Raw genomic sequence first — 11652 nt, 5'->3', positions numbered from 1 at the left:
TCACACCCCCCTGATAAAGGCGCCTGAAAAGGCGTTGACCGCGTTCATCCGCCACTCCATGTCAGGTGTGGCCTGTGCAAGATGTTTGATATCACTTTTTGAAAAAAAACCATTGGTTGACGCTAACTGCTGCAAGGAGGGCAGTTTCATGTAGGCGGCTTTTGGAGCGTCAGGGAACGCCTGCTTGCGGCGCAGTCGAATCTTATCGAGCAAAATGCCCTTCATGGCAGCCCGAAGCGGTGCTTTTTCGATACCTTGGTTAACTTTCTCCTCTGCGCAGAGACTGAGAGCATGCATGGCCAGATCTTGGTTCAAAAATGGCAGGCGGACCTCCACCCCTGACGCCATTGATAGTTTGTCTTCATGGCTGAGCATGGCTTGCAAATGCCCTTCCATTAGAATGCTTTGCAATGTCGCAACATGGCTCCAGCGAGACTCAAGGTTGTGTTCGATAAGCGTTGCGATTTCGGGCTGTGTGAGAAGGTGCTGAATGCCCCGTTGTTCAGCGATATGTTGAAAATGATTAATGACTTGTTCGTGATCAGTCAGCCTGTAGAGTGCTTGAAGATTGTAGTGATGGTAATAGCCCCCCCAAAATTCATCCGCGCCCTGGCCATTAAGCGCAACTCGGAGGCCCATATTTGATATGTGCTTATAGATCAGGTATTGCGTGATATAAACCTGATCGTGCAATGGCTCTTCAAGGGTGTACTGCACCGACTCGAAGTGTTGCTCAATATCTTCCTTGGCAACACGCACTATATGATGGTCGATGCGGCCTAAATGACTGACGAGTTGCTTGGCACAATGCAAATCTTCATTATCACTGTCGATATAAGCTGCGGTGATGGCTGGAAAGAATTTATCCCTCATTTCAGTTTTCAGCAGGCTTGCAATAATGCTGCTGTCCAGCCCTCCTGATAAAACCAGGGCATGCCCGTGATGTTCGGGAACCATTGAGCTGACGGCATGCGCCAGTTTTTGCCTCAAGGCGTAACCCGGATTGGTTGCCCCCAAGTGCAGGGAATGAATAATCTGCGGCGCCTGCGAGTGTTGATCGTATTGATACACCTTGCCGGGGAGGCAGTTGTTCAGGTCTTTGAAATAAGTGGATTCTCGATTCGAAAAGAAGTCGAAGACGAGATCCGATAATATCCGCTCGCCGTTGAGTTCAAGCGACCCGCGAATTGCTCTAATTGCTTTGGCTTCAGAAGCAAGTGTCAAACCGTCTCGGTTGACTGTATATATCAGCTGCTTCTCCCCAAGCGGATCCCGTGAGAAGAATAGCTTTCTGGAGTTTAGGTCGTAGACGGCTAAGGCCCAGCAGCCTTCCACAGTGTCAAGGAATGCCCAGCCAAAATGATCGATGCCGCGCAATAAAGTCTCGGTGTCTGAGTGTCCTTCGAAAACTATGCCGAGAGCCGTGAGTTTTTCCCGAAGGTATCGGTGGTTATAAAGCTCACCGTTGTACACCATGACCAATTTATCCGTTCTAACGGGTTGTTGACCTTCTTCAATATTCAGGGCCGATATCGACAGCAAGTTGTGGCCGAGAAAGACTTTGCCGTCCTGGGTCGAAAAGGAACCTTGCCGGTCCGGTCCTCGATGTTTGAGGCTATCCAGTCCGCGGAGGTTGAGCAGGGTAGTCACTTCTTTGTTGGCATTTTTTAAATAGGTAGCGAACAGTCCGCACATTTATCTTTCCTTGAAACTTTGCGTAATATATATTTCGTGGCCTTTCCAAGCAGTCGTAAGCCAGTCACGGATTAGAACTTCGAATGATGCTTCGTCTAAAGGTGATTCACCATCACTGCGCAGCCAGAAAGAAAGCGTAGGCCGCTGCTCTATTGGGATGATATAGATACACCCATAGCATTTACTCCTCATCTGATTAGTCACGGTATAAGCAAATGAGGTGCCGTCACGAAATTCTTTCTCATGCCAGCCCAAGTCCACTATGTTGTCATGTAAGGTAATATTAATAGGCCATTGATTCGGGGTTTTATATCGTTCGTGAAGTTTTTGCCGACTGACATAGACGGCCTCGAAGTCGATGATCGCATGGGTTATGGAAAGAGGTTCTACTACGATATCTGCTTGTTCAAAGCCTGTTGGGGGTGATGTCAGTCGTGGGAAAAGTCTAGGCGAATACATCGGACTCCCGTGTTGCGTGCTCGTATTCGAACTGATCAATAGCAGTTTTTAATTTGTCGACACTGGTATAGAACATCGATCTTTCACGCGCGAGAGATACGCGGAATGCCGTGTAAGGTGGGCTTTTTTTGCTCCAGTAGAAAAAACTCCCCGGTAATACATGTACATCTTTATTTGCAAGGTAGTTAACGATGTCTATATCTGAAATCCTGTCGCGGGTTTTAAATTCGAGCCACTCCATAGGCAGGGTGGCGTATGTTCTTTCCGTTTTTGGTTTTACGATGGAATTCGATAATTTATTGACAAGGTAGGCATGCCGGTGATTTACCGGGGCTTGGATGCTAGCAGCGATTCCTGCATGTCGCGTGCGCTCGAATAAAGCTTCGAACATTAGCATCGCGAATCGTGAGTGGCATAGATACACTTCATCGTAGATGATTTCGAATAGGGGGGAGCAGTCTGGAGAGTAACTGATCAGGCTGGTTTTGAGATCGTGAGTTGGCCATGTCTTGCCCGTGTCCTCGATGATGAAATACCGACAACCACTGTGCTCCAGGTGCGCGCGTTCATCATGTTGATGTAGGGTGTACATTCTGAATGTAGTGTCCAGCACTAATGTTTTTTTTCGTTGTGCGCAATAGTCCGTGATGAGCGTCAAATACTCAGGGCCGGTAGTCACTCCCGTTGGGTTGTTTGGGTTCACCAGAAATAGCGTGTCGAAGTGAAGTTCATCAAGCAGTGAAAAAAGTTCCTGAACGTTGAGCGAGTCCCGGAAATGGCTTTCGTCTATGGATTGCAGGACGCAACCACGGCGCCGTAGTAGCAGGGCCAGATTGTCGAATGTAGGTTCTACCAGCAGCACACGGGGTGCTTGGACCGCGAGATACGCTGCAATCAGATCGATAGAGTTCGATGATGTTGGCGAGATTTTGTAGCAATGGCTGTGTTCCAGTGTTTCTGAATTTATCAATTTAGCAAATGCACTTTTGAAACGCTGCTCAGCAATATTGACCTTGGTTAATTCACTGTCTCGCCAGATCTCCGGCAACTGATTTGGAAACCCAGGGTGTATCTCGTTTATGTCATGGTAGGCATGTCCATCGGAGAGGTTGTAATGACCTTTTATTCCTAGAAGTTCATAATCTGTCAGTTGTTGGGGCATAGGATTTTCCGAAGTTGGATATGCTTGAGCGGCGTTAGTGCTGCTACTGCAATTCTTATGTGTGAGTATCGTTTTAAGTGGCTGACTGTGTTTTGGCAGGAGTTCACAGTGCGTAGTGTAATGAGGTTGTGGGTACTGTCATATGGAATAGTCATTAAAAAATGTTGCGAGTGTAGAAGGTGGTTGTGTCGTGTTTTCTGTAAAAGTATTTGTAGTAAATTGAAACCTTTTTAGGTGAACTTTATCCATTGTTGTTGCGGGTTGGTGCGCAGTGTTTAGTGCTATTGACGGCGATTAATTTTGTCGGTAGAAGGTCGCGCAGTAGATAGTTTATAAATATTAAATGGGGTTAAATATGCCTTTTGCTTGTGGAAAAATGGCGTCTATTTTTATGTTTTTACTGTTCGCTGGTGTCAGTGGGTGCGGCAATACTCCAGCTAATTCAATGACTGACAGTGCTGGCACCGTATATATCAATGGCCGTATTTATACGCAGGATGGCCAGCGCCGCGAAGTTGAGGCTATGGCTGTATCAGGTGAAAAAATTGTGTATGCCGGAGGGCGTGACGGTGCAGAAATTTTTATTAATCAGGGTTATCAAGTAATCAACCTGGAAGAAAAAATGGTGTTGCCCGGTTTTCACGATAATCACCTCCACACCCTGGGTACAGTGGCCATTGATGTGTGTGACTTGAAAGGCAAAGGTATCGACCTTGATCAGTTGGCACAAGTGGCCAGAGAGTGCCGGGCTCGTTACCCTGCAGCTCCGGGTACATGGTTGATCATCGACCAATGGATGCCATATGCGGGCAATGAGCCCACTTCAGCCTACAAAACGATTCGCCAGGCATTGGATGCTGCGTCTGCGGATCGCCCAGTCATGCTATTTGGCTCGGATGGACATGCTAGCGCCTATAACTCGATTGCCCTGGCTGCTGCCCAGGATGAACAAGGCGCGGTCGTAGGTTTCAGTACGCAGTCACTGTCTGAAGCAGGGGTGTTCTCAGAGTTGGCTGCATACGTTAGTTTGGCTACTGGGGTAGTGCGTGATCGTGCAAGGGATCGGATCCCGGCTGCCAGCTACGATTTTATGTCCCTGCCCAAAGGGCACCTTCTCGGCAATCAGGTGTATGGCGATATTTTGCCCGATATCTCAACGCTGATGGCCAAGAACGGCATCACCAGCATTCAGGATGCTTGTGCGACTGATTTTATTCGGGATCAGTACGTCGCTATGCAGAAGCGGGATTTGCTGAATATGCATGTGACTGTTGCCACTTGTTTCGCCAACGAAGATTACGCTGGGGTGGTCGATATTCCCACTCGGTTGGCGAAGGCCCGAGCAGTTCGTGAGGAGTTTAATGACAATTCATTGATAAAAGCCGATGTGGTCAAAATATTCCTGGACGGAGTGCTTGAAGGAGACCCCTTTGCCACCCCTCCATTCCTGCCGACAGCGGGGATGCTGAATAATTATCAGATGCCTTCACTTGAACTGAAGGATATGGACTCACAACGTCGGGTAGCAGTGCGAGCCGATAGTACGGAAACCAACTTCAATGGAATTGTTAATATTGAACCCACCTTGCTCTCGCGTTATGTAAGTGCTCTGGATGCAGGTGGTTTCGGCACGCATATCCACAGTATTGGCGACCGCACGGCGAGAATCGCAGTGGACGCCTTGCAGGCAGCTCGAGACAGCAATGGTTTCAGGGGCATACCCCACACCATTGCCAATCTGCAGATAATCCATCCTGATGACCAAAAGCGCATGGGAGCATTAGGACTTTATCTAACCTATACGTATTCGTGGATGAACCTGGACCCTGAGTACGATGTGACTGTATTGCCATTCCTGCAGCCGAGCAAAAAGGGTCAGGCGCTGGAGGAGGTGCTTTACGAAAAAGGCGGTTACGCCTGGCACGCCATCTATCCTGTAGCCAGCACCCATCAGGCAGGTGCAATACTGGTGGCGGGCAGCGATGCGCCTGTAGACACTCGCGACCCTAATCCGTTCGTGAACATTGCATCGGGCATTACGCGTTCGCTTGACGGTCAACAACCCTACAACATCGATCAGGCTGCCACGCTGGAGCAGATGCTCGAGGCCTACACCATCAATGGTGCGCGTTCTGTTCGACAGGGCCATCTGTTCGGGTCGATTGAGCCGGGCAAACTGGCTAACTTCATAGTCATCGATCGAAATCTTTTCGAGCTGGTGGCTCAGGGAACTCCGGAAAAAATCTCGCAAGCTAAAGTCGAGCGCACAGTGTTTCGAGGTCGCACAATCTTTACCCGCTAATTAGATGGGCGAGTGCGCCTGGGAAGGGGGTGCTGGCGTTGTACATCCTCGTGTTATTCGTCGCGACCGTCCATCATGGTGCGTTTGAGCATCACATACACCGCGCCGGCGCCGCCGTGTTTGGCCTGACACGAGCAGAAGCCCAGCACCTGTGCGTGCTGGCGCAGCCAGGTATTGACGTGACTTTTGATCATCGGGCGCTTGCCGTCCAGGCGTACGGCTTTGCCGTGGGTGACGCGCACGCAGCGAACTTCAAGCCTGGTGGCTTCACCGAGGAATTCCCAGAGGGTTTCGCGGGCTTTTTCGACGGTCATGCCGTGCAGGTCAAGGCTGCCTTCGAAGCCGATCTGGCCCAGCTTGAGCTTGCGCATCTGGCTTTCTTGAACACCGTCACGGGACCAGTTCAACTGATCTTCGGGGCCAACATCAATCACGAATTGGTCTGACAGGCCGTCAATGATGGTCGCATTGGTGCGCACGATGGCGTTCTGGCGTAGTTTGGCCAGCTGTGCACGGTCAGCTTTGGGTTTGCCGGTGTCGGCCCGATCATGCTTGATCGGTTTAACACCGCGAATCTCGTTTTTGAACAGGGAAAAGTCGTCGTCTTGCATGTCAGCCTCCGCGAAGGGCGGCTAGTTTACCCAAGTCGACGACGATCGGGCGGCGGATATGCTTCAGTCGTGCTTTTTCATCAGGTGCGGGGCCATGTTCAGCCCTAGGGGCTGGCGCATCTGGCGACGGCGGCGACGCCACATCCAGACCCCCAGCCAGCTCACCAGCAGCCCGAACACCAGCACCAGCGTTGCACCTGCGGGGCTGGCGTTGAGCTCGCCCAGGGCGCTTGGGCGGCCAATCAGGCTGGCAGCACCTGCCAGTAGCAGTAACGCGCCAAACAGGGTCAGCAGGGCCGCAAACGTAAGCACCAGGCGTGAGCGCCAGTTGCTGGGAGTCTTGGGGCGTAAACGTCGAGCATCAAAACCATCGGAGATCTTCATTCCGATCTTTCCTTAAAGGGTATCGGCCCTTCGACAGGAGGATGGGCCGGTTGTTCCAGGGTACAGCGAAATAGGGCACTTCATGCCGGGTGTGGGGTGTACGGATGGGCGGTTGGAGCGTGCCGCCCACCGGCGATCAAATCAGGTTTTTGGTCAGCGTCAGGGTGGCGAAGTTGTCGTTCATGATGGCCATCTCGGTTTTCTGCACCTGCGCGGCACTGATGATGCCGTCCGGGGTGGGCAGGTCCCGTGTGGCGCAGGCATCTTCGACCAGGGTGCAGCGCAGGCCGTAGTCTTTGGCCGCACGTACGGTGGTGCTGACGCTGGAGTGGCTCATGAAGCCGCAGACGATCACATCCAGAGAGCCCAGGTTCTCAAGGGCTTTTTGCAGGCCGGTGTCATTGAAGGCGTTGGGCATGCGCTTTTCGATGATCAGCTCGTCGCCCTGGGGCTCAAGACCCTTGATGAAGGCGCCGCGCTCACCCTGGGGGTCGAACATCCCGCCAACGGTGCCCAAGTGTCGGATATGGATCACGGGGCGCTTGGCCTTGCGGGCAGCGTCGAGCAAAAGGCCGATGTTGGCGGTGGCAGCGTCCATCCCGGACAGGGCCAGAGGACCGCTCAAGTATTCATTTTGTGCATCAATGATCAGCAGGCTGGCATTGCTCAGGTTGGCCGCGGCATAACCACGTCCTGTGAGTTGAAACATCGTCTTTAAAGCGGGCATTCGGGGGCTCCTTTGAATGGGGCTTTTGAGACATTCTCCACTGGCGGAGCGTTTATGTGAATGGCCAGTCGTGTAAGCGTTGTGGTTGTTGGCCTGTAGCGATGTCAAGGGGAATTGGCAGGGGCCTGAAATGTACAAAATGGAGCGAATTTACCTTTTATATGTCGACAGTCTTACTTTTAAAAACAGCGTTCTGTGTAACCGTCCGGCACAACTTTGGCGCGTAAGGGTTTGGCTGTTAGAATCGCCAATCGATTTTGAGGAGTAAGACCATTGATCACTTCCCGCCTGCGCACTTTGCGCGACCATATTCGCTGGGCCGTTAGCCACTTTCATGGGGAAGAGCTGTTCTTTGGTCATGGCACCGACAACGCTTGGGACGAAGCCCGTCAACTGGTGTTGGGTGCGTTGAACCTGCCGTGGGAAATCGCCGATAGCTATCTGGATTGCCGCCTTGAAGACGATGAGCTGGTCAACCTGCAGCATTTGCTCAAGCGTCGCATTGAAGAGCGTGTGCCGACGGCCTATCTGCTGGGTGAGGCGTGGTTCTGCGGCATGTCGTTCATCGTTGATGAGCGCGTACTGATCCCGCGTTCGCCCATTGGCGAATTGATCGAAAAGCGCTTTGAACCCTGGTTGGGCACCGAGCCGGCGCGCATTCTGGACCTGTGTACCGGTTCTGGCTGTATCGGCATTGCGTGCGCTTACGAGTTCCAGAACGCTGAAGTGGTGCTGGCCGACTTGTCCTATGAGGCCCTTGAAGTGGCCAATCAGAACATTGAGCGTCACGGCGTCGATGAGCGTGTGTACACGGTCCAGGGCGATGGCTTCGATGGTTTGCCGGGGCAGCGTTTTGACCTGATTGTGTCCAATCCGCCGTATGTCGATGCTGAAGATTTTGCTGACATGCCCGCCGAGTATCAGCATGAGCCCGAGCTGGGCCTGGCCTGCGGCGACGACGGCCTGAACCTGGTACGCCGGATGCTGGCCGAGGCGGCGGATCATCTGACCGAGAAGGGTTTGCTGATTGTCGAGGTGGGCAACAGCCAGGTTCACGTCGAGTCGCTGTACCCGGAAGTCGATTTCGCCTGGCTGGATTTCGAGCGCGGAGGCCACGGCGTTTTCATGCTGACCGCCGAGCAGTGCCGCGAGCATCAAGCGCTGTTTGCTTCGCGGGTTTGACGGTGAAGTGACCTGTAGTCGCTAGCGGTGTGTAGCGATCCAGATCAACAAGCCTGCCTGGAACACCGTAAAGGCCACCAGGCAGGTGATGGTAAATCGCAAACCGGTCTCTTCGCGCTGGTACTTGCTGAGCTTTTCATCCTTGTCCCGCAGCTTCACGTCCTGTTCTTGCAGATTCTGCTCGGCCTGCTGCAGCATGTGCGCAGCGTCCAGAATCTCCAGAAACTGCAGCTTTTCGGCGTTCCAGCTATCCAGCAGCTCGCCCACTTTCACGTCTTCTATCCGCGCCTTGAGAAACTGGGCGTCGGCATACACCACATCAAACCCGTGTATCCGCAAAAAATGATCGCGCCGCAGGCGGCTGTCTTCGTTCAGGGCGTCCTTGCTGGCCAGCTCTGTGGCGTCGATGCGGTAGTGCGACCAGCGCTTTTGCGCCCACTGCACAGCCTGGGCCAGAACAAATCGGCCAATCCCGCGGTTCAGGGGTTCGATCTGCATGCCGCGTTCGGGGCTGATGCGCACACGGTGGGTGACGTGGTCGGCCCACACATCGAGGTGGTTTTGCTCGCTGCGCACACGCTGACCGGGCAACGCGATGTTCAGGCGCAGCAGGCTGAGGTCTTTGCTGTGGCGCTCGGCACGGCCGAACTGTACGAAGCGCAAGGGCCGCCCGCCGGTGTGGCGGTCGGTCTGCAAGGGGGCCAGGCGCAGCAGCCGGAAATGCTCGGGTTGCACCTCGGCCCAAGGCAGCGGCGGGGCCTCGGGCGGGGCCGCTGCTTCAGGCCCGGCGGGTTGTGATGGGGTGTCGCTCATAACGGCTCGATCCTGTGCTAGCCCGAAGTGTCGGCAAGGCAAAGGCGGCCGATACCGGCTTATCGGCCGTTATGCGCAGTACTGAAGGGCTGGCCGGCGTTCACTTTCGTGATAAAGCGCACAGTTCTATCCCCCAGTTCCCCCGCCAGCCGCTGATTGGGGTCGTTGTAAGACTGGATCTGGCGCTTCATGTCCATGGGCACGATGCGCATCACGTGGTTCATGCCGTTGATCAACGTCAGCAGGGCATCGGGTTTGGCTGTCTTGAGCAGGTGCGCGTCTTTGACCTCGACCTGGATGTCGTGGGTGCCCTGAATGATCAGTGCTGGCATTTTTAGGGCGGCAAAGGCGGTGGCCGGGTTGTAGCGCAGAAGGCTGATCAGGTAAGGCTGCACGCTGGGCCGGAAGACCACTTCGAGGTCCTTGGGCACATTGTCGTCAGTGCGCCCGGCTTCGAGGGTGCTGATCAGTTCAAAACTGCGTTGCAGCAGGGCAGGGGGCAACTTGTTGCGTTGCAGTTGCTCGCGCAACAGCTCACCTACCGGGCGCCCGGTACCCGCAATGGAGATCACCCCGGCAGCGCCGATGCGTGGCGCTGCAAGGCTGGCGATCAGCGCGCCCTCACTGTGCCCCAGCACAAATACCTTGCCAAAACGCGGGTCGCTCTTGAGTTTGTCGCCCCAGGCGACAGCGTCGGTGACGTATTGATCCAGGCTCAACTGTCGCTCATCAGGCCCGGCCGGCTGGCTTTGGGCGATGCCGCGCTTGTCGAAGCGCACGCTGGCAATGTTGTTTTGCGCCAGGCGCCAGGCCAGTTTTTTCAGGCTGTCGTTGCGCCCGCCAATGGGGTTGTTGCCATCGCGATCAGTGGGGCCTGAGCCTGCAATGATCAGTACCACGGGCACGGGCTTGCTGCTTTTGGGCAGTACCAGCGAGCCGTAAAGCGTGCCGGATCCTGTATCGAGCTCAATGGGCCGCAGCAAGACATTGGAGGGAGGGGCCGCCAGGGCCTGGGTGCCAAACAGGGTCAGTGCTAAAAAGAGTATTCGCAGCATCATAGCGCCATCATTGCCTAGTGTGCGGGTTGGACAAACCCGGATGAATAAGGTTCGAGGATGAACTACAAGGGCAGCCTGCGTATACTGGCCCGCTTAGTTATCGAGGCTGAATTTTATCGGCTGATTTTCGCGGAGCGCCCTGCATGTCCGGCAATACCTACGGCAAGCTGTTCACAGTCACCACCGCTGGCGAAAGCCATGGCCCGGCGTTGGTCGCCATTGTTGATGGCTGCCCGCCAGGGCTGGAGCTGTCCCTTGAAGACTTGCAGCGTGATCTGGACCGACGCAAGCCCGGCACCAGCCGGCACACCACCCAGCGCCAGGAAGCCGACGAAGTCGAAATCCTCTCCGGGGTTTTCGAAGGTCGCACCACGGGTTGCGCCATCGGCCTGCTGATCCGCAACACCGACCAGAAGTCCAAGGACTACTCGGCGATCAAGGACCTGTTCCGCCCGGCACATGCCGACTACACCTATCACCACAAGTACGGCGAGCGCGATTACCGCGGCGGCGGTCGCAGCTCGGCACGTGAAACGGCCATGCGCGTGGCGGCCGGTGCCATCGCCAAAAAGTACCTGGCGACCCAGGGCATTGTGATCCGTGGCTACATGAGCCAGCTGGGCCCGATTGAAATCCCGTTCAAGACCTGGGATTCGGTCGAAGACAATGCCTTCTTCAGCCCTGATCCGGACAAAGTGCCGGAACTTGAGGCCTACATGGACCAGCTGCGCCGTGACCAGGATTCGGTCGGTGCAAAAATCACCGTGGTCGCCGAAGGGGTGATCCCGGGTCTGGGTGAGCCGATTTTCGACCGCCTGGACGCTGAACTGGCCCATGCACTGATGAGCATCAATGCGGTTAAAGGCATCGAAATAGGCGCCGGTTTTGCCAGCGTTGCCCAGCGCGGCACCGAGCACCGCGACGAGATGACCCCTGAAGGCTTCCTCAGCAATAACGCGGGCGGCATCCTGGGCGGTATTTCTTCCGGTCAGCCGATTGTGGCGCACCTGGCGTTGAAACCGACGTCGAGCATCACCACCCCGGGCCGTTCGATCGACGTGCACGGCAACCCGGTGGACGTGATCACCAAGGGCCGTCATGACCCGTGCGTAGGCATCCGTGCCACGCCGATTGCCGAAGCCATGATGGCCATCGTGTTGATGGACCACCTGCTGCGCCACCGAGGCCAGAACGCTGACGTGCGCGTGAGCACACCTGTGCTGGGCCAGTTGTAATGCAGGGGCTGTTGAGCGCCACGG

11 protein-coding genes are annotated in these 11652 nt (G+C 54.7%); 3 read left to right on the top strand and 8 right to left on the bottom strand.

The genetic code is table 11. The annotated features are described in order from the left end of the window. Genes asnB through ACZRMS_RS07455 form a run of 3 tightly spaced genes read right to left on the bottom strand, consistent with a single transcriptional unit; the run spans position 1 to position 3316 of the window. Positions 1-1695, bottom strand: coding sequence for an asparagine synthase (glutamine-hydrolyzing) (asnB, locus tag ACZRMS_RS07465; RefSeq protein ID WP_463994774.1), 1695 nt, complete (start codon positions 1693-1695; stop codon positions 1-3). Continuing rightward, positions 1696-2154, bottom strand: coding sequence for a hypothetical protein (locus tag ACZRMS_RS07460; RefSeq protein ID WP_463994773.1), 459 nt, complete (start codon positions 2152-2154; stop codon positions 1696-1698). Beyond that, positions 2141-3316, bottom strand: coding sequence for an aminotransferase class I/II-fold pyridoxal phosphate-dependent enzyme (locus ACZRMS_RS07455; protein ID WP_463994772.1), 1176 nt, complete (start codon positions 3314-3316; stop codon positions 2141-2143). The genes ACZRMS_RS07460 and ACZRMS_RS07455 overlap by 14 nt, the downstream gene beginning before the upstream one ends. Before the next feature lie 355 nt (positions 3317-3671). Here ACZRMS_RS07455 and ACZRMS_RS07450 point away from each other — a divergent pair, with 355 nt between their 5' ends. Then, positions 3672-5618, top strand: coding sequence for an amidohydrolase (locus ACZRMS_RS07450; RefSeq protein ID WP_463994771.1), 1947 nt, complete (start codon positions 3672-3674; stop codon positions 5616-5618). Between the two features lie 53 nt (positions 5619-5671). Here ACZRMS_RS07450 and ACZRMS_RS07445 read toward each other — a convergent pair whose 3' ends face one another. The 3 genes from ACZRMS_RS07445 to ACZRMS_RS07435 all read right to left on the bottom strand — a co-directional run bounded on the left by ACZRMS_RS07445 (position 5672) and on the right by ACZRMS_RS07435 (position 7340). Then, complete coding sequence (locus ACZRMS_RS07445) at positions 5672-6229, bottom strand: Smr/MutS family protein (protein WP_463994770.1); 558 nt, start codon at positions 6227-6229, stop codon at positions 5672-5674. Positions 6230-6292: 63 nt separating this feature from the next. Further along, complete coding sequence (locus tag ACZRMS_RS07440; RefSeq protein ID WP_463994769.1) at positions 6293-6613, bottom strand: hypothetical protein; 321 nt, start codon at positions 6611-6613, stop codon at positions 6293-6295. Positions 6614-6749: 136 nt separating this feature from the next. Beyond that, entirely contained in the window at positions 6750-7340 is a 591-nt protein-coding gene (locus ACZRMS_RS07435; RefSeq protein ID WP_463994768.1) for a cysteine hydrolase family protein, read from the bottom strand. Between the two features lie 273 nt (positions 7341-7613). On the opposite strand from ACZRMS_RS07435, the gene prmB reads away from it, so the two are divergent. Beyond that, positions 7614-8522, top strand: coding sequence for a 50S ribosomal protein L3 N(5)-glutamine methyltransferase (gene prmB, locus ACZRMS_RS07430; RefSeq protein ID WP_463994767.1), 909 nt, complete (start codon positions 7614-7616; stop codon positions 8520-8522). 21 nt (positions 8523-8543) lie between these two features. On the opposite strand, the gene ACZRMS_RS07425 is transcribed toward prmB, so the two are convergent. Beyond that, positions 8544-9335 (bottom strand): hypothetical protein, encoded by a 792-nt coding sequence (locus tag ACZRMS_RS07425; RefSeq protein WP_463994766.1) that lies wholly within the window; start codon positions 9333-9335, stop codon positions 8544-8546. A 59-nt stretch (positions 9336-9394) separates the two neighbouring features. Further along, positions 9395-10393: an alpha/beta hydrolase gene (locus ACZRMS_RS07420; protein ID WP_463994765.1), complete on the bottom strand. Its 999-nt coding sequence runs from the start codon at positions 10391-10393 to the stop codon at positions 9395-9397. A 143-nt stretch (positions 10394-10536) separates the two neighbouring features. Between ACZRMS_RS07420 and aroC the strand changes: the two genes are divergently transcribed. Beyond that, positions 10537-11628, top strand: a complete 1092-nt coding sequence (gene aroC / locus ACZRMS_RS07415) for a chorismate synthase (protein WP_463994764.1) — start codon at positions 10537-10539, stop codon at positions 11626-11628. Positions 11629-11652 lie beyond the last annotated feature (24 nt).

It is taken from the genome of Pseudomonas sp. B424, assembly GCF_055408345.1.
This window is presented reverse-complemented; position numbering and strand designations above follow the sequence as displayed.